The sequence below is a fragment of the Paenibacillus sp. NAIST15-1 genome (assembly GCF_001894745.1).
In the GTDB taxonomy this organism is placed as follows: domain Bacteria; phylum Bacillota; class Bacilli; order Paenibacillales; family Paenibacillaceae; genus Paenibacillus_B; species Paenibacillus_B suaedae.
The window spans coordinates 188405-211994 of sequence record NZ_BBYF01000009.1 but is presented as its reverse complement, the minus strand read 5'-3'; the positions used below and the strand labels follow the sequence as shown (position 1 = coordinate 211994).

Annotated in this window: 22 protein-coding genes; 19 read left to right on the top strand and 3 right to left on the bottom strand. The window is 47.2% G+C overall.

Annotation, left to right across the window (positions count from 1 at the left end; all coding sequences use genetic code 11):
- Position 1: 1 nt before the first annotated feature.
- The 10 genes from hisA (at position 2) to PBN151_RS19275 (ending at position 9953) form a co-directional block, all read left to right on the top strand.
- The gene (hisA, locus tag PBN151_RS19320) at positions 2 to 745 is read left to right on the top strand and encodes a 1-(5-phosphoribosyl)-5-[(5-phosphoribosylamino)methylideneamino]imidazole-4-carboxamide isomerase (protein WP_072730306.1); all 744 of its coding nucleotides are present in this window, start codon (positions 2 to 4) and stop codon (positions 743 to 745) included.
- Positions 746 to 769: 24 nt separating this feature from the next.
- A complete protein-coding gene (gene hisF, locus PBN151_RS19315; protein ID WP_072730305.1) occupies positions 770 to 1528 on the top strand; it encodes an imidazole glycerol phosphate synthase subunit HisF in 759 nt (252 codons plus the stop codon).
- On the top strand, positions 1525 to 2232 hold the full coding sequence (hisIE, locus tag PBN151_RS19310; RefSeq protein WP_072730304.1) for a bifunctional phosphoribosyl-AMP cyclohydrolase/phosphoribosyl-ATP diphosphatase HisIE: 708 nt from the start codon (positions 1525 to 1527) through the stop codon (positions 2230 to 2232). Before hisF ends, hisIE begins: the two co-directional genes overlap by 4 nt.
- Positions 2233 to 2646: 414 nt before the next feature.
- Entirely contained in the window at positions 2647 to 4458 is a 1812-nt protein-coding gene (locus tag PBN151_RS19305; RefSeq protein ID WP_072730303.1) for a tetratricopeptide repeat protein, read from the top strand.
- Positions 4459 to 4497: 39 nt separating this feature from the next.
- Positions 4498 to 5463, top strand: coding sequence for a thioredoxin-disulfide reductase (gene trxB / locus PBN151_RS19300; RefSeq protein WP_072730302.1), 966 nt, complete (start codon positions 4498 to 4500; stop codon positions 5461 to 5463).
- 288 nt (positions 5464 to 5751) lie between these two features.
- Positions 5752 to 6702 (top strand): ROK family glucokinase, encoded by a 951-nt coding sequence (locus tag PBN151_RS19295; RefSeq protein ID WP_021252842.1) that lies wholly within the window; start codon positions 5752 to 5754, stop codon positions 6700 to 6702.
- A 30-nt stretch (positions 6703 to 6732) separates the two neighbouring features.
- Positions 6733 to 7629 carry an RNase adapter RapZ gene (rapZ, locus tag PBN151_RS19290; protein ID WP_021252841.1) on the top strand — a complete coding sequence of 299 codons (897 nt, stop codon included), beginning with the start codon at positions 6733 to 6735 and terminating at the stop codon, positions 7627 to 7629.
- 12 nt (positions 7630 to 7641) lie between these two features.
- Positions 7642 to 8628: a gluconeogenesis factor YvcK family protein gene (locus tag PBN151_RS19285; RefSeq protein WP_021252840.1), complete on the top strand. Its 987-nt coding sequence runs from the start codon at positions 7642 to 7644 to the stop codon at positions 8626 to 8628.
- 6 nt (positions 8629 to 8634) lie between these two features.
- Positions 8635 to 9567, top strand: a complete 933-nt coding sequence (whiA, locus tag PBN151_RS19280) for a DNA-binding protein WhiA (protein ID WP_021252839.1) — start codon at positions 8635 to 8637, stop codon at positions 9565 to 9567.
- Between the two features lie 119 nt (positions 9568 to 9686).
- Positions 9687 to 9953, top strand: a complete 267-nt coding sequence (locus PBN151_RS19275; protein WP_005545782.1) for an HPr family phosphocarrier protein — start codon at positions 9687 to 9689, stop codon at positions 9951 to 9953.
- Between the two features lie 205 nt (positions 9954 to 10158).
- Here PBN151_RS19275 and PBN151_RS19270 read toward each other — a convergent pair whose 3' ends face one another.
- Positions 10159 to 10653, bottom strand: coding sequence for a hypothetical protein (locus tag PBN151_RS19270; RefSeq protein ID WP_072730301.1), 495 nt, complete (start codon positions 10651 to 10653; stop codon positions 10159 to 10161).
- Between the two features lie 271 nt (positions 10654 to 10924).
- Here PBN151_RS19270 and PBN151_RS19265 point away from each other — a divergent pair, with 271 nt between their 5' ends.
- The 6 genes from PBN151_RS19265 to PBN151_RS19245 all read left to right on the top strand — a co-directional run bounded on the left by PBN151_RS19265 (position 10925) and on the right by PBN151_RS19245 (position 16088).
- A complete protein-coding gene (locus PBN151_RS19265) occupies positions 10925 to 11710 on the top strand; it encodes an SIMPL domain-containing protein (protein ID WP_227774859.1) in 786 nt (261 codons plus the stop codon).
- A gap of 454 nt (positions 11711 to 12164) precedes the next feature.
- Positions 12165 to 12305 carry a hypothetical protein gene (locus PBN151_RS31405; RefSeq protein WP_175400538.1) on the top strand — a complete coding sequence of 47 codons (141 nt, stop codon included), beginning with the start codon at positions 12165 to 12167 and terminating at the stop codon, positions 12303 to 12305.
- A 7-nt stretch (positions 12306 to 12312) separates the two neighbouring features.
- On the top strand, positions 12313 to 13284 hold the full coding sequence (locus tag PBN151_RS19260) for an ABC transporter ATP-binding protein (RefSeq protein WP_028533457.1): 972 nt from the start codon (positions 12313 to 12315) through the stop codon (positions 13282 to 13284).
- Positions 13281 to 14132, top strand: coding sequence for an ABC transporter permease (locus PBN151_RS19255; RefSeq protein ID WP_021252835.1), 852 nt, complete (start codon positions 13281 to 13283; stop codon positions 14130 to 14132). The genes PBN151_RS19260 and PBN151_RS19255 overlap by 4 nt, the downstream gene beginning before the upstream one ends.
- Positions 14129 to 14947 carry an ABC transporter permease gene (locus PBN151_RS19250; protein WP_072730299.1) on the top strand — a complete coding sequence of 273 codons (819 nt, stop codon included), beginning with the start codon at positions 14129 to 14131 and terminating at the stop codon, positions 14945 to 14947. The genes PBN151_RS19255 and PBN151_RS19250 overlap by 4 nt, the downstream gene beginning before the upstream one ends.
- A 94-nt stretch (positions 14948 to 15041) precedes the next feature.
- Positions 15042 to 16088, top strand: coding sequence for an ABC transporter substrate-binding protein (locus PBN151_RS19245; protein ID WP_072730298.1), 1047 nt, complete (start codon positions 15042 to 15044; stop codon positions 16086 to 16088).
- Positions 16089 to 16161: 73 nt separating this feature from the next.
- On the opposite strand, the gene PBN151_RS19240 is transcribed toward PBN151_RS19245, so the two are convergent.
- A complete protein-coding gene (locus tag PBN151_RS19240; RefSeq protein WP_072730297.1) occupies positions 16162 to 16842 on the bottom strand; it encodes an alpha/beta fold hydrolase in 681 nt (226 codons plus the stop codon).
- A 457-nt stretch (positions 16843 to 17299) separates the two neighbouring features.
- Here PBN151_RS19240 and PBN151_RS19235 point away from each other — a divergent pair, with 457 nt between their 5' ends.
- The 3 genes from PBN151_RS19235 to PBN151_RS19225 all read left to right on the top strand — a co-directional run bounded on the left by PBN151_RS19235 (position 17300) and on the right by PBN151_RS19225 (position 21010).
- On the top strand, positions 17300 to 18256 hold the full coding sequence (locus tag PBN151_RS19235) for an ABC transporter permease (protein ID WP_021252831.1): 957 nt from the start codon (positions 17300 to 17302) through the stop codon (positions 18254 to 18256).
- Between the two features lie 18 nt (positions 18257 to 18274).
- Positions 18275 to 19186 (top strand): carbohydrate ABC transporter permease, encoded by a 912-nt coding sequence (locus tag PBN151_RS19230; protein WP_021258708.1) that lies wholly within the window; start codon positions 18275 to 18277, stop codon positions 19184 to 19186.
- A gap of 216 nt (positions 19187 to 19402) precedes the next feature.
- On the top strand, positions 19403 to 21010 hold the full coding sequence (locus PBN151_RS19225) for an extracellular solute-binding protein (RefSeq protein ID WP_072730296.1): 1608 nt from the start codon (positions 19403 to 19405) through the stop codon (positions 21008 to 21010).
- A 108-nt stretch (positions 21011 to 21118) separates the two neighbouring features.
- Here the strand turns inward: PBN151_RS19225 and PBN151_RS19220 are convergent, their stop codons facing one another.
- A complete protein-coding gene (locus PBN151_RS19220) occupies positions 21119 to 23428 on the bottom strand; it encodes a helix-turn-helix domain-containing protein (protein ID WP_072730295.1) in 2310 nt (769 codons plus the stop codon).
- Positions 23429 to 23590: the final 162 nt, after the last annotated feature.

The following is a 23590-nucleotide window of genomic DNA, read 5'->3' as shown; positions in this document are numbered from 1 at the left end:
GATGGCAGCGTTCACGATATATCCAGCAATCGATATTCGCGGGGGAAAGTGTGTCCGGCTTGTACAAGGGGATTATGGGCAAGAGACGGTCTACGATGAGCGCCCTGTAGAAGTAGCGCAGCGTTGGGAAGCGAATGGCGCTTCTTGGATTCATCTGGTGGACTTGGATGGAGCGAAGGAAGGGCGCCCGATCAATGCGGAGCTCATTGGTGAAATTGCACGGTCTGTAGCGGTTCCGGTACAGGTTGGCGGCGGCCTGCGCACGCTTGAGGACATTGAGCAGCTGCTGGAAGCGGGTGTGGCGCGTGTCATATTGGGCACAGCGGCAATAGAGGATCGTGGCTTCGTTGAAACCGTACTTGGCAAGTATGGCGACCGCATTGCGATTGGCATCGACGCCCGCAATGGATTCGTTGCCACACGTGGTTGGCTGGAGACCTCGGAAGTGAAGGCGGGCGTGCTTGCGGCTGAGCTTGTTGCGGCAGGGGCGAAGACGTTCATCTTCACGGATATCTCTCGAGACGGCATGATGAAGGGGCCGAATATCGAGGCAATTGTACAACTGGCGAAGGTCTCGGGGCAGACCGTAATTGCTTCTGGGGGCGTCAGCAGTATGGATGATATTCATGCTCTATCCAAGTATGCGGCTGATGGTGTAGGTGGAGCAATTATTGGCAAGGCACTCTATACAGGCAGCATTGATTTGGCAGATGCAGTACGGCTGGAGGCAGCCGTACGAAGCTAGCCATACGGAACGGGGGCGATTGCGGTGTTGGCGAAGCGTGTAATTCCTTGTCTAGATGTGAAGGATGGCCGTGTTGTAAAAGGCGTCAATTTTGTTCAGCTTCGTGACGCTGGAGATCCGGTGGAACTTGCTGCGCTGTATGATCAGGAGGGCGCAGATGAACTGGTATTCCTTGACATCTCCGCGTCTATCGAGGGTAGGGCAACGATGGTGGAGGTAGTACGGCAGACCGCAGGAGAAATCTCGATTCCTTTTACAGTGGGTGGCGGGATCTCTTCTGTCGATGATATGATGCGCATGCTGCGTGCAGGTGCGGACAAGATCGGCATAAATACAGCGGCTGTGAAGCAGCCAAGTCTCATAACGGATGGTGCGCGGCGATTCGGGTCGCAATGCATCGTAGTAGCCATCGACGCCAAGTACAATGAGACCTGGGGAGAATGGGAAGTGTATATTCACGGTGGGCGTACACCTACTGGATTGCGTGCAGTGGCTTGGGCACAAGAGGTGGAGCGGCTTGGGGCAGGGGAATTGCTGCTGACAAGCATGGATGCGGACGGAACGAAGGATGGTTTCGATAATAAGCTGACACGTGCAGTATCCGATGCTGTCGGCATCCCCGTTATTGCTTCAGGCGGTGCAGGGCGAGCAGGTGACTTTGTGGAGGCATTTACGGAAGGACATGCCGATGCTGCGCTTGCAGCGTCAATATTCCACTATAAGGAAGTATCGATTGCAGAAGTGAAGGAGGCGCTTCACGCAGAGGGGGTACGTGTACGATGACGCAACAAGTAATAGTAGATGGAGGACGCTTGGCCGCATCCATCCGTTGGAATGAATACGGCCTCGTGCCGACTGTTGTGCAGGATTCCATCACGAAGGAAGTCCTTATGGTGGCGTATATGAATCAGGAATCCTTGCTCTTGTCGTGCGAGACAGGAGAGACAGTATTCTGGAGCAGGTCTCGTCAAGAACTGTGGCACAAGGGCGCAACGTCAGGCAATACGCAGCGAATCGTATCCATAGCCGTGGATTGTGATCAGGACACACTGCTCGTGCAGGTCAGTCCCAGCGGACCGGCTTGCCATACCGGAAGCCGTACTTGCTTCGAAAGTGGCCTTATGGGATATGTGAGGGAAGAAGAGAGTCATGCGCCAGTTGTAAATTCGGTGCTGGCAGAGCTGGAGAACCTTATAGCACAGCGGCAGATTGAGCGTCCTGAGGGATCATATACAACCTACTTGTTCGAGAAGGGTCTCGATAAGATATTGAAGAAGATAGGCGAGGAGTCTACCGAGGTTGTGATCGCAGCGAAGAGTGACAACAAGGAGGAACTAGTTGGGGAGATTGGAGATCTGCTGTTCCATATGCTTGTTCTGCTACGCGAACGCAACATTGCGCTGGGAGACGTGTTATCTGTACTGGAGGCGCGCCACCGTGGGGCTAGACGGGATACGTATAATCAGAATGGGAAAGTAAAGTCGTGAATACAAGCTGCATAGGATGGCGGGCGATGTCATGTGTTCCTTATGAGAGGTGCGCAATGCAATTGCCCGCCTATTGTTCGTTGTTAGCGTGGTTGTGAACTTGAATATGAACATATCTAAATAGGGGTCAACAGATTGCCTGTGATCAAGATTTGAGTTATAATAAGATAAGAATTATTATTATATAAAAATAATACATCGAAGTTGATAATGTATTACCGATGTGCTTCTTCTGAATCTCCGGCCCTTGCGGTTATGGGAAATATAGAGGCTTGTGCCTGAATCTACAGAGAAACGCGAGGTTTGAATCTGTCCCTTGGAAAGACTTCGCGAAAGGGATGCAGGAATTGAGCGTCAATATGATATACTGTTGGGTATGTGTACAGTATATGAGTGTCAGGAGGGGCCTTGGCGATGGCAGAACAGAACAAGGTAGTTATGTTCCCGATGGATGCTGCTTCGTTCTCTGAACGTGCGGTACAATCGTTGGAACGACTGCACTACGACAAGGCGTTGACATATTTTCGCAAGGCGGTGGAGTGCGAACCGGACAACCCTATCCTGCAGTGCAATCTTGCAGGAACTCTTGCAGAAGCGGGACGGTTCGAAGAGTCTAACGATACATTGCACCACATCTTGCATGAACTCGATCCGAATATGAATGAATGCTACTATTATATGGCGAATAACTTTGCTTATATGGAGCAGTTCGAGGAGTCGGAGGCGATGCTTGAGACGTATTTATCCCGTGATCTCACAGGAATGTATACGGAAGAAGCGGAGGAAATGCTCGAAATGATTCGTTTCGAGGCGAAGCAGTCTTCTTCATCACAGCATCGCGGTGAGCAGAATGTGGGAGCTCAATCGTCGGCTGCGAAGCTGCCGTCAGCGCTGAGCGACGAAGAGATGGGAATCTCTGAGCAGGCAGAGGATGAGCATGCAGAAGCACGCATGCTGCTCGAAGCAGGCCGGTTCGTAGAGGCAGAGAAATTGTTGAAGCGGGTTGTGGATTCGGATCCAGATTATTTGGCCGCATGGAACAACCTGGCGTTATCTTATTATTATATGGGGCAGTTCGATGAAGCGCGGGAGGCACTTGATGCTGTTCTTGAGAGAGATCAAGGGAACTTGCATGCATTGTGCAACTTGGCGATATTCGAGCGCCATGCCGGCAATGAAGCTGTCGTCCAGCAGCTTATTGCGATGATTGGCAAGATTCAGCCCTTCTATCGGGAGCATCTGTTCAAGATTGCGACTACGATGGGTATGTTGGATGAGCATGAGCTTGCTTATCAGCATTTGCGCCGCTTAGTAACAGGCCATATGCTGCGGGAAGCGAGTATTTACCATTATGCGGCTGTAGCGGCTTGCCGCTTGGGTCGATATGAGGAGGCTTCTCGCTGGTGGGCAGTATGCCGCAGACTGGATCCCAATTCCGGCATTGCAACGTACTATATGGAACGATTGCAGCAGCGTGATGAGGGAGATATCGATCCTATGCCAACCTATCATTATCGTCTACCTTATGAGGAGGCTAGCCGTAGGGCTGCTTCGAAGGCTGATTCAACTGATGGCAGTCGTTCGGGTCGTTCAGAGGACGGCAAGGATTGGGAGCAGCAGCTCAAGAAAGATCCGCTTGTACGAGCTTCATTGTTCTGGGCACTGCGATTCGGTGAGCCGGATGTCAAGCTTCAGGCACTCCAAGCGATGAGCTTACTTGGTGACGATGAGGCTAATGATGCGCTTCGCTCTATGCTGCTGGATCCAGACCAGGATGCATACATGAAGCAGGTTGCTGTATATGTGCTTCGTATGCATGGGGTAGAAGATCCAATTGAGGTAGAATGGAAGGGCGAGTATATTCAAGTTCACCGTAATCATATTGCAAATCGTCTGCCGGTCTGGGAGTCGCAATGGCAGCAGGTACTAGATATATTGCGTGATTCTATGAAAGAGCGGTACGATCTGTTTCAGATGCATGATGCAGAGACGCTTTGGATTGAATTTATTACGCACTTATATCCCGACGAAGTACCACGAATTGGCAAGGCGGAAAGCTGGGCTGCAGCGATCGAATTCATTATCGCGAAGATGATACGACGTGAGATGTCCTATCAGCTTGCAGCAGAGCAATATGGTGTATCGGCAACTACCGTTGCCAAGCATGTGAAACGAATGGAAGACACTTGTCAGGTAGAAGCTAAAATCAAGCAATCCTTTACATGAAGATAAAATAAATACTTGATTATAAGGGAGGCCAACCCCATGGAGAACAAAGTATATAAATCAGTTGTTATCGGCACAGGACCTGCTGGTTATACAGCAGCGATTTACTTGGCTCGCGCCAACTTGAACCCGCTTGTGATCGAGGGACCTCAACCAGGTGGACAGTTGACGACGACTACAGACGTTGAGAACTTCCCTGGGTTCCCAGAAGGCATCCAGGGTCCTGAATTGATGGACAATATGCGTAAGCAAGCTGAGCGCTTCGGCACAGAGTTCAAGACAGGCTGGGTAAACAGTGTTGATGTATCTAGCCGCCCATTTAAGCTTCAAGTTGAAGGTGTAGGCGAGATTGTCACAGAAACGTTAATTGTAGCAACAGGCGCTTCTGCGAAATATATGGATATTCCAGGTGAGCAAGAGAACTTGGGTAAAGGGGTCAGCGCCTGCGCTACGTGCGACGGATTCTTCTTCCGTGGGAAGAAAATCATCGTTGTCGGCGGTGGCGACTCTGCGATGGAGGAAGCTAACTTCCTGACTCGCTTCGCTTCCGAGTTGACACTCGTTCATCGTCGTGATGAGCTTCGCGCATCGAAGATTATGCAGGATCGCGCGAAAAATAATGAGAAGATCAAATGGGGCTTGAATCGTACTCCAATTGAGGTCGTATCTACAGGCATGGGTGTTACAGGTCTCAAGGTGAAAAACAATGAGACTGGCGAAGAAGAAATTCTGGAAACGGACGGTTTGTTCGTTGCTATCGGCCACAAGCCAAATACAGATTTCTTGAAAGGTCACATTGAACTGGACGATCATGGCTATGTAATTGTGAAGCCAGGTTCTACGGAAACGAGTGTACCAGGCGTATTTGCTGCAGGTGACGTGCATGATACGAAGTATCGTCAGGCGATCACAGCAGCCGGTTCTGGCTGCCAAGCAGCTCTGGACTGCGAGAAGTTCTTGGAAGGACATATTACGCAGGACTGGAGCCAGTCTTTGAATCAATAAGGTGAAAAAGAACTCACTTTTCGAAAGTTGGGAGCCAGTAGGCTCCCTCTTTATTTTCGTACGATTAGGTCAGGTGGTCGAGCGGGAAAAGTGGGAGTGGCGAGCGTGTCGAACGGACTGGAACGTATGGCCGAAAATTAGGCCGCAGGGAGGGCTTATACGCGCTTCTGGCGCGGCTTGGCAACGCTTGGCTAGGGGCTCCGTTCTCTTGACCTGACTAGTGGGTTCGCGTATAGTGGGTACTGAAAGTACCATAATTCGATTACGTATATAAAAGGTGGATGACGCATGTCTGAGCAGATCTACGTGGGTGTCGATTTGGGCGGTACGGCCATTAAAGTTGGAATTTGTGATGCGGAAGGCAAGCTTCTGCATACATTTGAGGGACCAACTGAAGTAGCTAAGGGTCCGGATACTGTCATGGATAATATCGAAAAATATGTTCGTCTCATTGTGGAACAATCTCCTTACGATTGGAGCCAGGTGGCTGGCGTCGGTGCAGGAGTCGCAGGATTTACGAATGTAAAGGAAGGCGTTATCATCTTGGCGCCCAACGTAGGATTCAAGGATGTGCCGATCCGTTCCATATTAGAAGAACGTCTAGGCAAGCCAGTTAAGATTGACAATGATGCAAATGTTGCCGCACTTGGCGAGGTGTGGAGCGGCGCAGGCAAGGGCATTGACCATTGTGTTTGCTACACGCTCGGAACGGGTGTCGGCGGAGGCATTATTATTAACGGTAGAATTGTACAAGGATTCTCAGGTCTAGCAGGAGAGCTTGGCCATATGGCGGTAATCCCTGATCTGGAAGCGATCCAATGTGGCTGCGGCAAGATGGGGTGCTTGGAGACAGTATCTTCGGCTACAGGTATTATTCGAATGGCCAATGATGCAGTTGAACGCGGAGATCGCACTTCCTTATCCTTGGTAGAGAGCATTACAGCAAAGGATGTATTCGATGCGGCGAAGGCGGGAGATGAGGTCGCAGTGCGCATCGTATCCCGTGCAGCTTATTATTTAGGCAAGGCGATGGCTGCTGTAGCAGTGACATTGAATCCAGAGCGGTTCATTATTGGCGGAGGCGTATCGAAGGCAGGCGAGTTCCTGTTCGAGCAAATTCGTGAAACATTCATGAAATTAACACCTGACCCGGTTACGCGCGGCGTATCCATCGTTCCAGCAGAGCTAGGCAATGATGCGGGTATGATTGGTGCGGCAGGCTTGTTCTTGCGTTCGTAGCCGAATCTTGTAAGAAGGAGAGGACGAACGATGATGGAATCGACAGAGATGACAGCTCTTGCGAAGCTGGTTATCATTACGGGGATGTCTGGTGCAGGGAAGACAATAGCTGTACAGAGCTTGGAGGATCTCGGTTTTTTCTGCGTGGACAATTTGCCGCCAGTACTTATACCGAAGTTTGCTGAACTCATCGAGCAGTCCAAGGGTAAGATTGGCAAGGTAGCGCTTGTCATTGACTTGCGCGGCAGAGAATTTTTCACGGCCTTATCAGAATCCATTAATTATATTCGGGATCACTTTACCATTAATTGTGAAATATTGTTCTTGGATGCAACGGATGCTGTTCTCGTGCAGCGTTATAAGGAGAGCCGTCGTCGTCATCCTCTCAATCCAGGCGGCATGCCGCTTGAAGGAATTAAGCAGGAACGCACACTGCTGGAAGATTTGAAGGGTTGGGCGACACAGGTTATTGATACGAGCAATTTGAAGCCTGTACAGTTGAAGGAACGAATTGCGGCACGATTCACGCACGCGGATCAGAATATGATGTCGGTGAATGTGACTTCGTTCGGTTTCAAATATGGGGTGCCGATTGATGCGGATCTCATTTTTGACGTACGTTTTTTGCCGAATCCGCATTATGTGGAGCAATTGCGCCCGAGAACTGGACAGGATATTGAAGTATATGATTATGTCATGAAATGGCCAGAAACACAGGCTTTCCTTGCTAAACTGCTTGATTTGCTGAATTTCCTTATGCCGCAGTATCGCAAGGAAGGGAAAGGTCAGGTTATCATCGGCATCGGATGCACAGGCGGCAAGCACCGATCAGTGGCCATTGCAGAATATTTAGGTCGTACAATCGGAGCGAGTGATACGGAGGTTGTCCGTGTCAGTCACCGTGATGCTGAGAGAGATCGGCATTAGTGGAGGGTCGTTATGGCATGTGAAAAAGAAGAGCGCGTAAACCCACGTATCGTAGTTATGGGCGGCGGCACAGGGCTGTCGGTCATGCTTCGAGGGTTGAAGGAGAAGCCGCTCGATATTACCGCAATCGTTACTGTGGCGGATGATGGAGGCAGCTCTGGTATATTGCGCAGCGAGCTGCAGATGCCCCCGCCAGGAGATATACGCAATGTATTGACAGCGTTGGCTGATGTGGAGCCATCGCTGTCGGAAATGTTGAAGTATCGCTTCAAGAGTGGATCTGGACTTGCAGGACATAGCCTGGGTAATTTGCTATTGGCGGCGATGACGGATATTACCGGCGATTTCGTTGCAGGCATTCGGGAGCTGAGCCGCGTACTTGCGGTTCGGGGCCGGGTACTGCCTGCAGCCAATCAAGCAGTTGTCCTGAAGGCCGAGATGGAAGACGGGTCTATTGTGTCTGGCGAATCATCAATCCCGCAAGCCGGCCAGCGCATTAAGCGTGTGTTCTTAGAACCGGAACAGGTGGAGGCGTTGCCTGAGGCAGTTGAGGCGCTCCGTCAGGCGGATGCCATCCTGATTGGACCAGGAAGCCTGTATACGAGCATTATTCCTACCTTGCTCGTACCGAAGCTGGCACAGGCAGTATTGGAATCAAATGCGGTAAAGATTTTTGTATGTAATGTGATGACTCAGCCGGGGGAAACGGATAACTATTCCGTGAGTGATCATTTGGAAGCTGTTCAGCTTCATGTCGGCACTCAATTGTTCGATTATGTTATCGTGAATAATGGGGAGATTCCGCCGCAAGTTCAGGATAAATATGCCGAACAGGGGGCGAAGGCTGTCCATTTGGATATGGAAGAAGTGACGAAGCGTGGATATCAGGTAATCGCGGATTCCTTAGTGCTGTTCCGCACCTATTTGCGTCATGACGCGGATAAGCTTAGTCATCATATTTATCAGCTTGTGGAAAATTGGATGTTACGAAAGAGGTGAGCCGCTATGTCTTTTGCAGCACAGACAAAAAAAGAATTAACCATGATCGAATCCGAGTCGTGCTGTGAGAAGGCGGAACTGTCTGCGCTAATGCGCATGAACGGTTCTGTGCAGCTCTCGTCCAACCGCAAGGTAATATTGGACATTTCTACAGAGAATGCAGCGATCGCACGCCGCATTTATACGCTTGTTAAAACGTATTTTCAAGTGCATACGGAGCTGCTTGTACGCAAGAAGATGCGCTTGAAGAAAAATAATGTGTACATTGTACGTATTCCGACGCGTGTGCAGGAGATTTTGCGTGACCTGCACATTGTATCGGAAGGGTTCTTGTTCACGGACGGCATTGACACGCAGATTGTTGAAAATAACTGCTGCAAACGCGCATATTTGCGAGGAGCGTTCATGGCAGGAGGATCGGTGAATAATCCAGAGGGATCTTCCTATCACTTGGAGATATCCTCGATGTACGAGGAACATTGCCGCGCATTAGTTGATCTGGCGAATGAGTTCCAGTTGAATGCACGATTCATTGAGCGCAAGAAGGGCTTTGTCCTGTACATCAAAGAGGGCGAGAAAATTATTGAGTTCCTCAATATCATCGGTGCTCACCAGGCGCTGTTCAAGTTCGAGGATGTCCGTATTATGCGGGATATGCGCAACTCCGTGAACCGAATCGTCAATTGTGAAACGGCTAACTTGAATAAGACGATTGGTGCGGCTGTGCGCCAAATCGAAAATATCCGTTATCTGGATAGGCATCTTGGATTAGATAAACTCCCAGATAAGCTGAGAGAAGTTGCCGAGGTCAGATTGGCACACCCGGATATTAATCTGAAGGAAGTGGGAGAGCTTCTGGGCGGTAAGGTTAGTAAATCCGGTGTCAATCATCGACTGCGCAAGATAGACGAGCTGGCTGAGCGAATGCGCAACGGATAGCGAGATAAACTTTATTCCTCGCTTAAAATCGTTTATAATGCTAATATGTGATGAAATAGAGCAAATTAGCGTAAATTTGTGTAATGTAAACTACATGGAATATAGGGGGTATGATTCGCATGGCTCAACAACCAATTGTCGTACGTTTGAAGACTGGACTGCACGCAAGACCTGCGGCCTTGTTCGTTCAAGAAGCGAATAAATATTCTTCGGATATCTTCGTTGAAAAAGAAGATAAGAAAGTGAATGCTAAGAGCATCATGGGTATTATGAGTCTCGCAATCAGCACCGGCACGTCAATTACCATTACTGCGGATGGCGCGGACGCCGATCAGGCTGTAAGCGCTTTAGTCGGGCTTGTGAGCAAGGAAGAATTGGACAGCTAATCTGTAGCTGACATCGTGTTCAATCATAGTGGGGGCAGCGAGCTGCGACTGTGATCAAGAGAAGAGCCATAATGGCTCTTTTTTTATTATGGTAAGCTTGTTGAATGGTGCATCAGATGAACGGTATGAAGTGTGATACAGCCTGATCTCTTGAAGGAGATCAGGCTGTATTTGTAGTGCGGTTGTTACGATTGATTGTCGAAGCCTATTCTCTATAGACGTCAACGGATCCTTTAACATTCCCATTGATGCGCAGACGATATGTATTGCCTGGCTTGAGCTTATAGAAGTATACAGGTGCATTTTGATAACCTACACTAAGTTCGCGTGATTCTTCGATCAAATAACCTGCCCAAGGGTAGTACATCTCTAATTCGACCTTGAATTTTTCATTACTGCCGGTATTTTTCTCAGAGCTAACGTTCAACTGGAGTGTAGTGCGGAGAGTGTCGCTAGGAACTACGATGTCTTTCTTAATTTGTTGTTGGGTTGTCGTGGAGAAATCAGCTGACCATTCGTATACAGCGGTTAATGCCTTAAGAATGTCTTGCTTTTGGTATACATTTGAATACCCCGTTTCTGGTCCGTACTTCTGTTCGATCATCAATTCATCAGCAGATTTGGCCGATAATGATGCAGGAGCAAGCATGCTCAATGCAAGAGCAACAAGCAAAGCGTATTTTCCTTTGTTACGAATCACATGTATTCCTCCTCAGACGTCTTTTAATGGAAATTACAGCTCTACCATATCATGGTTTTTCACCGATCGACAGGTCGAAATAAGCATAAAATGACAAAAATTGTATAAAACTGTAGATTAATGATTATAAAAATGAATCTGCAGAGTTACATTTGTACCGATTCAATAACTGCAGAAAATACATCTAAAGTTATGACCGGACTTGCAACAATATTTATCTTATTAACGTTTAGAAGACAAGAAGCAAGTCAATCTTACAATCTATAACGTGATGGAGGAATGGATTATGACGCAATTGACAGGAAGAATGACATGGCGTCGAATGACGATGGCGGTCATGCTTACAGGAGCGCTGCTTGTGGGGACAGGAGTTGCGGCACCGGTGCCTGTGCATGCAGCAGCGGCAGAATTCAGCGTGAAGGATACGGTGAACGTGTCAGGCATGGGAGAATTGGAAGTAACGCCTGATGTGGCTTATGCGGAGCTTGCAATAGATACACGTGGGAAAACAGCGGCTGAAGCACAAAAGCAAAATGCAGTGTTGTTCGAAAAAGTGAAACAGGTGCTTACTTCGAAATATGGTGTTCAGGAAAAGGATCTGAAGACGGTCAATTTCTCGGTTAATCCTGAATATAAATACGTGGAAAATAAAGAGCCTCAAATCATAGGCTATCAAGCACAGCATGCTGTGCGTGTGACGTATCGTGATTTGAATCGACTAGGGAGCTTAGTTGATGCTGCTACTGATGCAGGTGTGAACCGAGTAGTCCGTATTCAATTCGATACGGAGAAGCGCGCTGACTATGAGGCACAGGTGCTGGAGAAGGCAGTGCAGCATGCAGCGAAGAAGGCATCCACACTCGCGAAAGCGGCAGGCCGTGAAGCAGGTGTCGCACTTACGATTACAGAGTCTGGGGCGGACTGGTCCCCGATACGCGTGATGTACGACGCAGCAGCAAGCCCGTCGGATATGAAAAAGGATGTGGCTTCAACTTCTGTGCAGGGCGGACTTATTAAGTTGAATGCACAGGTGCAAATTCAATATCAATTGAAATAAAGAACGCAGAAACAACTGAAATGAAGCGTGCAGTAACAGCGTCGGCTTGGGTGAAAGCCTTCTGTTAAATCAATGAAATATTCCCAATTAGGCGGGTAAGAGTACATCAGAAATGGCGCTGTATCAAGGGGCACTCGTGTCAGAAATGACATAGTGCCTTTTTGTATGGAAGCCATCTTGGATTAGGGGTTGTATTTTAGGGAACAAAGCCCTAGAATGTAACAGGGGAATTGAATATTATCGTATTCTCCGATAGTTCGAATGTAAATAAGTGCCTCATGGCCTGATCGCTATTGGAAATAGGTCGAACCGTTGAAAAGAAATGTATGTTTTTGTCGAAATTACGTTAAAATAAGTTGTATCGTCAGACAAAACGATGTATATTGGATATGCAAAAACGCCAACGTGAACGGGACGTAGAAGCCATACCAATGGATATGGCTTTTTTTGCTTAATGAATAAGAACGTATCCTATACACTGCGCGCATTCTTGTTCATCCCATTTGGGGTGGTGCTGCAGAGCGTGTTAGCTTGCCATTGCGATGGCATGCTGCATGCAGGAACAGCTGCTCCAATTGGCAGACTGACGATGTAAGGGGTTGATGCTAATGATTGAACTGGTAAATGTGGAGAAGCATTTTGCCGGGCAACCCGTTGTGCATCCTCTGTCGCTTACGATTGGCGAAGGGGAATTTTTGACGCTGCTCGGTCCGAGTGGTTGTGGGAAGACAACCATTTTACGCATGATTGCTGGCTTTGAACAGCCTTCATCTGGCCATATCCGCCTAGATGGAGAAGATGTTACGAACTTACCTCCGAACAAGCGGAATTTGAATCTTGTATTTCAACATTACGCGTTGTTCCCTCATATGACGGTCGAGCAAAATATTCAATTCGGCCTAAAGATGAAGAAAATTCCGCAAGCTGAACAGCGCAAGCGTATTGATGAAGCCATTCGCTTGACGCAGCTAACAGCACTTGCTAAGCGTTATCCGCATCAATTGTCTGGTGGACAGCAGCAGCGTGTTGCGATTGCACGGGCAATTGCTAACAAGCCGAAGGTGCTGCTGTTGGACGAGCCGCTTGGTGCACTTGATTTGCAGCTGCGCAAAAATCTGCAGGCTGAACTGAAGCAATTGCAGCGGAGCTTGGGCATTACATTCGTATATGTAACCCATGATCAAGAAGAAGCGATGATGATGTCGGATCGAATCGTGATTATGAATAACGGACGTGTCGAACAGATCGACTCTCCTAAAAATATTTACGAACGCCCGGAGACGTTGTTTGCAGCTACGTTTGTAGGGGAGAACAACGTATTCCATGAAGAGAACCTCTTCACCGTACGTCCAGAGAAAATTCATGTGACAGCGGATGTGGAAGGTGCGCCTCGTACTGGAATTATTCAGGATATCGTTTATTTGGGGAACATTCACAAGCTGATCGTGCACTTGGATAACGACCAAACGAACGTATCGGTTGTGCTTGACTTCAAGGACGAGCGGACGTGGGAGATTGGCCAGCATATTGGAGTAAGCTGGAGTAAGCAAGATGAGGTGATGATCGGCTCATGAAACGCTCATTTGGCATCATTGCGCCGGTCGTATTGTGGCTGACGATATTCCTTGTCGTGCCGATGATCGCGGTCATCGCTGTATCCTTCATGCAGCGCGACGAGCTCGGCAATATCGTCTTTTCGTTTACGTTGAACAATTATGAACGATTTTTCGATCCCTTATACTTGGGTATTTATTGGGATACGCTGTGGCTATCCGTGTTAACAACGGCAATTTGCTTGTTGTTCAGCTATCCGCTTGCATATTATATCTCGACGACGAGCCCGGCGAAGCAGAAGCTGCTGCTCATTCTCATTACGGTTCCGTTCTGGATTAACTTCTTGATTCGGACATATGCATGGGTACTCTTGCTTCGTACGCAAGGGGTCGTCAATCAGACGCTCCTTGATCTGGGATTGATCGCGGAGCCTCTGCAAATGCTCTATACCAAGGGAGCAGTACTGCTTGGAATGGTCTATACGTTCATTCCGTATATGGTGCTTCCGATTTATGTTTCTTTGGAGCAAATGGACAAGCGATTGCTTGAGGCATCCAGTGATTTGGGTGCTACGAAATGGAAGTCGTTCTGGCATATTACGCTGCCGCAGACGAAGTCTGGCATGATGACAGGCAGTGTGCTTGTCTTCGTGACAACAGCGGGGATGTTCGTTGTTACAGACATTCTGGGCGGTGCTAAGGCGCAAATGCTCAGCAATATTATACAGAATCAGTTCCTAGGTGCGCGTGACTGGCCATTCGGTTCCGCGCTGTCAGTCGTGTTCGTGATCAGTTCCCTAATTATTATTGGGCTGTTCAACCGAGCACTCCGCTCTAAATATGATGCATCGAAGGAGGCGGGGGCATGAAGGCAGCAACCAAAAAGAATCAGAGTCCGCTTCTTGCGCTCCATTCGATACTGTTAATTCTATTTATTTATATACCTGTATTTTTGATTATCGCGTACTCGTTCAACAATTCGCGGATTAATTCGAATTGGAGCGGTTTCACGTTCAAATGGTACAGTTCACTATTCGACAACCGACAAGTAATGGAAGCACTCAGTAACAGCTTGTCGATCGCATTGATATCTACAGTCATCTCGACTGTACTCGGCACGATAGCCGCAATTGCACTTCGCCGAATGACTGCCAAGCGCAAGCAAGGCGTAATCGGATTGTTGTACTTGCCGATTATTGTACCGGATATCATTATGGGCTTGTCCCTACTGGTGCTGTTCAGCCAGTTTAAGATTGATCTGGGCAAAATGACGGTTATTATTGCACATATCACGTTCAGTATTTCATACGTGTATGTGATTGTTGCTTCTAGGCTTGCCAACATGGGTAAGCAGCTTGAAGAAGCGGCATCTGACCTTGGTGCTACACCATGGCAGACATTCCGCTACGTTACGCTGCCTTCGATATGGCCAGGCGTGCTTGCCGGAGCGATCATGGCTTTTACACTGTCGATTGATGACTTTATGATCAGCTTCTTTGTTGCCGGACCGAACTCGACAACATTGCCGATTTACATTTATGGATTGGTAAAACGGGGGATCTCTCCAGAGATCAACGCCTTGTGTACGCTAATGATTATCTTGAGCGTTGTGCTGATCGTACTGGCGCAATGGTTGTTGAACCGCGGTAACGGAGAGAAGAAAAGCTCTATGCTGCCGTTCTAATTCACTGTTCACCCGATGTGAGCAAGTGAATTTGAATCATAATAATTATTACATTCTAAGGATCTGTTGCAGGATCAGAGAGGGGTAACAAGAATTGAACAAAAAGAAATGGTTCGCGGTCGTATTGGCCGGGATGTTGGCACTTACTGCACTGGCAGGCTGCTCTTCTAAGCCGGAGCAAACATTGAATTTGTACAGCTGGGCAGATAACTTCGATATGGATATGATCAAGAAATTCGAATCGGAGAATAACGTAAAAGTTAACTATGCGATTTTTGCCAACAACGAGGAACTGCTGGCGAAGTTGAAAGCCGGCGGCGCGAATTATGATTTAATTCAACCGTCCGACTATATGGTGGCTAGCATGATTAAGCAAGATCTGCTGGAGCCGCTCGATTTAAATCATATTCCGAATTTCCAATACGTCACGGATCGTTTCAAAAACCCTGAATTTGATCCTGGCAACAAGTACTCTATTGTATATACATGGGGTGTTACAGGCATTGCCTACAACACAAAATATGTGAAGCAAGCTCCAACCGATTGGGCGGATTTGTGGAAGGATGAGTACAAGGGTAAAGTACTTCTTCTGGATGACAACCGCGAGATCGTAGGTATGGCGCTGAAGAAGGCAGGCAAGTCGAACAGTTCCCAAAATGAAGCGGAAATCAACGCGGCTGTTGATGACCTGCGCAAGCTTGTTCCGAACGTGCTTGCATTCGATACGGACAACATCAAGCAGAAGATGATTGCGGAAGAAGGCTGGATCGGTACGGTATGGTCTGGCGATGCATCTGTCATTCATGGTGAGAACCCAGATGTTGCATTCATGATTCCGAAGACAGGAAGCACGATCTTCTCGGACAACTATGCGATTCCAAAGGGTACGAAGAATAAGGAATTAGCGGAGAAGTTCATCAACTTCATGCTTGATCCGGAGAACAGTGCGAAGAACTATGAGGCTATCGGTTACAGCAATCCTGTGACGAAGGCAAAAGAGCACCATAGCAAAGAGTATCTGGACAACAAGATGATTAACTTAACTGACGAAGAACTTGGTCGAACAGAATGGCTCGGCGATGTTGGAAAAAATATCCAATTATATGATCGCTTGTGGACAGAACTGAAGAGCGGAAGATAATCGCATAGTATTGATTGAATAATAAATGCCCTTAATCCACACCTAATGTGGAGTAAGGGCATTTTTATGTTGATTACAGATTCAGGAGCAGCTTGGACAATGGTTCGGGCTGAGTCTTCATGAGCCAATGCCCTCCTTGCTCGAGACTCATATGGCGCCAGCCGGCATCCCGGGCGCGTAAGGCCATTGCGCGGAAAAAGGCAGCCATCGGCCAACTATCAGGATGATCCAGCGGTTCTATGTAGATGCGAGGAAGGGCAGCGGCACGCTCATTGGTAATAGATAGCTCCTGCATATACGAACGTGTCGGCATTGGCGATTTACGCGGATCTGTTAAGTTAGGTGGTGCAATAAACGCCGGTGTGTCGCCATCTGCAGTACTTGGATAGGGATTATCCAAGTATGGAGCTGAGAGGGTCGCCACAGATTCTCCATGGCGTGGAACCATGGCATCAACATAGACCAGCTGCCTGATTCGATCAGGTACTATTTCAGCTACCCCGGTGATTACCATTCCAGAGAAGCTGTGTCCAACAAGAATAACATCCTCGAGCTGTTCATAAATAAAGACCCCTACAATATCCTGAATGAAGGTATGTAGATCAATGTCTGGATGAGCTAGATGTGTTCGCTCTCCAAGTCCAGTGAGGGAGGGTGTGTACACATCATGACCAGCTTGTCGAAGCAGGGATGCGACTTCCCTCCATACAAATCCGCCATCCCATGCTCCGTGGACAAGAAGATAAGTAGACAATTGAATCTTTCCCCTTTCTTATACATGTGTCCATGTATGTAAGTTTATAAATCCATTAGTTCTATGATAATAGAACTATCATACATCCTGATGCAGAATTCAGCAATAGATGGAAGGGTTGGAAGCTGAACATTAAGCGTTGTAATCAGCCTTGTTCGATATGTTTTTCCTGACAATGTGTAACATTTGGTGTGTGATCGGTAACATCAAAATGTACCAATTTCGCCTGCAATTGAGGTAGTACCGACGCAGGGTGCGTGATCAAAAAACGCGCAGTGGCGCGGTTGTAAAGGATATGTTAACGACAATGCGGAATCGACATATTTACGATATTGGTAAAGGATGCCTAAAATGTTCTCATGAAAGCGTTAGCATGGCTTCATGCACAGTTCATCGTTTCATCAATGAAAGTGACTGTGCCAACCATGCCATCATTTGAAGGGAGGGAGTGGACACGATGCAAGGAAATGGACAGAGTGCCCTTTCAATGAACGTGGTTCCAAATAAGAAGAAACCGACGTGGAAGAAGATGCTTCAGAATTGGGAGTTGTATTTATTTATTGCTCCTGCATTTTTGTACTTCCTCATTTTCCATTACGGCCCGATGTACGGGATTCAAATTGCATTCAAAAACTTCATCCCAGCGAAAGGGATTATGGGGAGCCCATGGGTCGGATTCGACCACTTCGAGCGCTTCTTCAACTCGTACTACTTCTGGGATCTGCTGTGGAATACGCTGAGCATCAGCTTGTATGAGCTGGCGATAGGCTTCCCGCTGCCAATTATATTGGCGCTTGCCTTTAATGAAGTTAAGGATGGGATATTCAAGCGAACGGTACAGACGATAACCTATGCACCGCACTTTATTTCCGTTGTCGTCATGGCAGGTATCATTATTACGTTCCTGTCTCCTTCAACTGGTATCATCATTCATATCATTAAGTTCTTCGGATTTGAACCGGCCTCTTTCCTTACGGATCCGGCATGGTTTAAGACAATGTATGTCTTGTCTGGTGTGTGGCAGGGTACGGGATGGGGGACAATCATTTATTTGGCAGCCTTATCTGGTGTTGATCCACAGCTCCATGAAGCGGCCGTTGTAGATGGCGCGAACCGGTTCCAACGTATCTGGCATATTAACATTCCGGCAATTATTCCAACGATTACAATCTTGCTCATTTTGAACATGGGCAGCATTCTCGGTGTCGGATTTGAGAAAATATTGCTCTTGCAAAACCCACTCAACATGGAATCTTCTGATGTCATATCGACATTCGTATATCGTTCAGGTCTAGTAGATGCGCAGTACAGCTTCTCCACGGCGATAGGTTTATTTAACTCGATCGTTAATGCTATTTTGCTCATCGTTGTTAACCAAATCGCGCGACGCACGAGCGAAACAAGCTTGTGGTAGGAAGGAGGAGAATGGAACATGGCTGCTACTGTGAAAGAAACGAGAGCGGACAAGATTTTTATCGTATGTAACTATATTTATTTAACGATAGCTTTGATTCTTGTATTGTATCCTGTGTTGTATATTCTAAGCGCGTCTATCAGTGATCCCAAGATGGTAGCCTCTGGTGAAATGTGGCTGTTCCCAAAAGGAATCACATTTGACGGATACGCACGCGTGTTCGAGAACTCAAAGATATGGAGTGGTTATGGGAACACCATTTTATATACCGTTGTAGGTACTTGCGTTAACCTAGCCGTAACGTTACCGGCAGCATACGCATTGAGCCGATCGGACTTTATTGGACGTAATTTCTTTATGGGGATGTTCCTGTTCACAATGTTCTTCGGTGGCGGATTAGTTCCGGGATATCTGTTGATTAAAGAACTGGGGCTAATCAACAGTATGTGGGCGTTAATTTTGCCGGGTGCAGCATCGGTCTGGAACATCATAGTGGCACGGACATTCTTCCAATCCACGATACCTAGAGAACTTCAGGAAGCAGCAAGCATTGACGGCTGTACGAACATGCGGTTATTCCTGCAGATTATTTTGCCGTTGTCAGCTCCGATCATAGCCGTTATGGCATTATTCTATGGGGTTGGACATTGGAACAGCTACTTTGGCGCTCTCATTTATTTGAATGAAGAGTCGAAATATCCACTGCAAATGATCCTACGTCAAATTCTTGTTCTGCAGGAAATGTCGGCAGAAACGACTGGTGCTGCGGTAAGTAGTTCGGTTGCCGCTGCGCTAAACAACAAGGCAGAAATCGCATCGCTCGTCAAATATTCGGTCATTATTGTTTCGACTTTACCGGTTATCGTGGTATACCCATTCTTGCAGCGTTACTTCGTGCAAGGGGTTATGATTGGATCGGTCAAAGGATAGCTTGAACAGACTGTTGTAAATTTTAGAATGCGCTTGTGATTGTAACCAGAGTAGAATTCATCAGTAACGAATCTCGTCTATTTCGTCTAGTGAGCATGAAAGATATGTACGTTGTCATTGTCGAATCTATGAACGGTAATAAACGAAGGCTCGCCTTTGCTTATTATAGAAGCAGGACAAAGAGTATAATAATCATCAAAAGGGAGGATCATTGCCATGCAAAAATGGAAAAAAACGTGGGCATTGTTGATGTCTATGACCTTGATCTTCACAATGCTCGCAGGATGCGGATCGTCAGACAAGCCTGCCGCAGAGGGAAGCAAAGGTAGCGAGGAAGCACTTAGCAACTTAAATCAAGAAGGCTTCCCGATCGTTAAGGAACCTATTACACTTACGATGATGGGACAAGACGTAGGGATTCAAAACTGGAAGGATATGGCTTTATTAAAGCAAATGGAAGAGAAGACTGGCATTAAGTTTGAATACCGAAATGCACCTCTCGACAGCTTTGACACAAAGCGCAACCTTGTATTTGCTAGTGGCGATTATCCTGATGTGTTCTTCTCTGGCCAATTGCAGTCTGCAGATGAAATCAACTATGGAAGCAGCCAAGGGGTACTGATTCCTTTGGAAGGACTTATTGAGAAGTATGCACCGAATTTGAACAAAATCCTGAATGATAATCCAGATATTCGCAAGTCGATTACGACGCCAGATGGACATATTTATTCCTTGCCAAGCATTGACTTGGATGCAGGCTGGTATCGTGGTCCATTGTGGTATAACGGCAAGTTCTTGAAGAAGCTTGGCATGGACAAAGTACCATCCACAACGGATGAACTATACACATACTTGAAACGGGTTAAAGAAGAAGATCCGAACGGAAATGGCAAGAAGGATGAAATTCCGCTCGTTTCCGTTAAGCTTGACGACATTCGCATGTGGTTGTTCGGCTCTTGGGGGATGTATGGCGAATTCATCTATGCGGATAAAGCAGGGAAAGTTCACTACTCTCCAATGGAGGAAGGATACAAAGGCTATCTTACGTTCTTGAACAAGTTGTGGAACGAAGAATTGTTAGATCATGAAACCTTCTCCCAAACGGATGAGCAAAAGAAAGCAAAAGGGAAAAATAATCAAGTGGCATTGTTCGCTGATTACCATGCCTACTTCACATTGGGTGGCGAGCCTAGCATGACTGACCCGATGTACGCTCCTGTGAAAAGCGAGATGGGCGAACCGGTCGCAGCGAAGCATCCAGGTTTGATGAAGGGCGTATTCGCGATTACGAACAAGAACAAAAACCCAGAAGCAACCATGCGATGGGTAGACTTCTTCTATTCGGTAGAAGGCTCCGAATTGCTTAGCTACGGTCCGGAAGGCACGTTGTGGGAGTATGCAAACAAGGAAGACCATACAAAGAAACAACTTCCGGTACCGGATGGTAAGGATCGTGAGGACTATCGTGCAACTTTGACGCCGGACTACGGTACGATCGTCCCGAAAGTCATGACAGAAGAAGTGAAGCGCGGATTCGAAGGCGAATTCGAGAAGTGGTTGAAGAAAGAAACAGAGGAAAAAATCAATCCGATCGCGAAGGTTCCATTCCCGAGCGTATATTTGTCCGAGGCTGATCAGCAGCAAGTATCGAGCTTGCGCTCTGACCTCGACACTTACGTGAAGCAAATGGAAGCGAAGTTCGTAACAGGGCAAGAACCGCTTGCGAATTGGGATAAGTATATAGGTACATTGAAGAAGATGGGCGCTGAGAAAATCGTTGAGGTTTATCAAAAAGCCTATGACCAATGGAACTCAGGGAAGTAAACGTTAGTTGTGACCTCGTAAATTGTGAATTAAGCTAATCGGAAAGAAAACGAGCACCTTAGGCTTCCTATTCTGCCTTTGGTGCTCGTTTTCTTTGTACGTATGCACTTAGCTTATAGATTCATCGTCCGCATCTGCGGCGGCTTTCGCTTGCTCGCTTGAAGCATGAAGCTTCCGGTATTGGCCTGGTGTATATCCCGTCTCTTTTTTGAACTTGCGAATAAAGTTCGGTGTATCCAAATATCCGACCCTGACGATGATGTCCTTCAGCGGATCACTAGTCGTCAGCAGCTGGCGAATGACCTCATCCATGCGGCGCTGCCATATATATTGAGAGAAGTTGCTGCCTGTCTTCTCCTTGAATGAACGGCTGAGATAAGAGGACGAGATAGAGAACTTCTGTGCGGTCGCTTCCAAGCTCAAGCTGTAGTCGGTATACTGTTGATCAACGTACGCAATGACGCTGTCCATTAAAGAGAGCTGTTCATTTTCCGAGTTGCGCTCTACCTGTTCGCAGATATGTGCGGCCAAGAGCTGAAGCTTCTTCTCAAGCTCCTCCAGTGACTCGAAGGAGGTGAAGCTCGGAATATCACGAATTAACTCGTTCAAGCCGAGCTCAGACGCTGTCTTCAGCAAGGTATTCATAATATCGAAGCAAATACAGCGAAGGAGAGAGATCGATACGCGCTCTGCCTTCAGCTTGTTGAATATCGCTTCAATCATTTGCATTGCAACGGTATCATTGCCCTGCTTCAAGCTTTGTGTAAGCTTAAGCAGGGAGTCCTTAGCGATCCAGAACGTGTCGTTAGGCGTATGGGACAGCTTGTTGAAATAAGTAATGCTGCCCTTGCCGTTCGCCATACGATACTCCAGCGCAGAAGCTGACTCGATATAAGACTGATTCAAGAGCGCTGCATCCTCATAGGCATTACCAACACCAATGGATGGGATGAGGTGCGTGCTTTCCATCACGGTTGTTCGAAGAGCTTCGACGATTTGTTCCATCTGGTGCTCCACGGAGATTCTTGAGTCCTCATTCATGCTGACGATAAGGGCGAATTGATCAAAATGCGGCAGCTCAATGCCATATGCGTGTGCACCGTATTCTGGAATTTCAATTTCCTCGAACAGCTCTACGATCTGCTGACGATGCTGCAATGCATCTGCGACGCCAGGATACTCATCCCAAGAGATTGCAATGATGAAATAGTACTTGCCTGTCAGTTCAATGCCGATCATCTCCATAATATGTGCAGATTCTGGGTTGTCCAGCTTCCCATGCTTGAGCAGCATGAGCAGAAATTGATTTCGGGCAAATGGCTCTTGAATATCGACGCGGGCACTATAGTCATGCAGAGTTTTACGAATCCACTCCAACTCATTGCGTCTCTTAGGTGCTGGCTGTGCAGCAGAGGCTTCTTCATTCAACAAGGCAAATTCCATAAGATCATGGATTGGATGGTATTGCTTGCGTGCCAGGATTATGGCTGCTAGAATGCCGGCGATGACCACTACAGCGAATGCGAGCATGAAGAAGGTCTGAATATGGAACACACGCCCGAAAAATTGCTCGCTTGGCATAGCCGTCACATAGGTCCACCCATTCATGGAAGATTTAACAGAAACAATGGATTGCTGCATATTATCCAGCTTCAAGCTATGGATGCCGGGCCCGAGCTCTGACAACAAGTGAATCTCAGTTTTTGGGATAGGCTCTCCATGATTATTCTGGGTAAGCACACGACCCTTCTCGTCGAAGATGTAGGTATTGCCTTTGAATCCATTCAGAATGGTATCCATAAGTCCCGTTAGCTTCGATTCCTCCATCAGGAACAGCACGGTTCCGTGTGGAGACGAGCTGTTAGGAGTGATCGGGATAATATACGCAAGCATGGACTTGGTAATATTCATGCTCAAGTTAACGGATTCCGCTGGTCGCACGACAGGATAGAGCTCAGTTTCCAGCTCCTTAATAATATCCTTCTTGCTCCAGTCCTCGAATAGATAGTATTGATCAAAGAGGACATCTACATTGGTCATTCCTTTTGACGAGTAGATGGCGTGGCTATTCCTGTAGAAAAGGAATAGCTCTTCTAGAATGGAACTGTTCGCTTTATATTTGCCGAGCGCGGATATCGCATCGCGGCTGTAATAGGGATGCCGTATCATATAAGGTGTCAATTGTTCATCATAAGCAATGCGAGAAGCAATGTCTCGAAGCTCCGTCATGCGAGAATCGATGTTCAGCTTCACCTGATTGAGCTGGTTCACGTTCGATTGCTCAATTTCGGAACGAAGATTGTTTACGGCATTTTGATAGATAAAGATCGTGAGAACCACTAATGGGATGAGAAAAATCAATATATACGACCATATGTACTGTAATAGCAGCTTCGACCGAAAATAGTTCCAACTCATCCTGACAAGCCTCCTAGTAGTCTCTTGATGTAATCTTGCTATGAAGTGAATCTGGCAATTAGTAAGAAGACAATTTAATAGAGAAAAGATGCTGATGATTTGTAATTATTGTATACGTTTCGCTTCATCTGTAAAGCGAGAAATTGAAAAAAAGCGGCAATA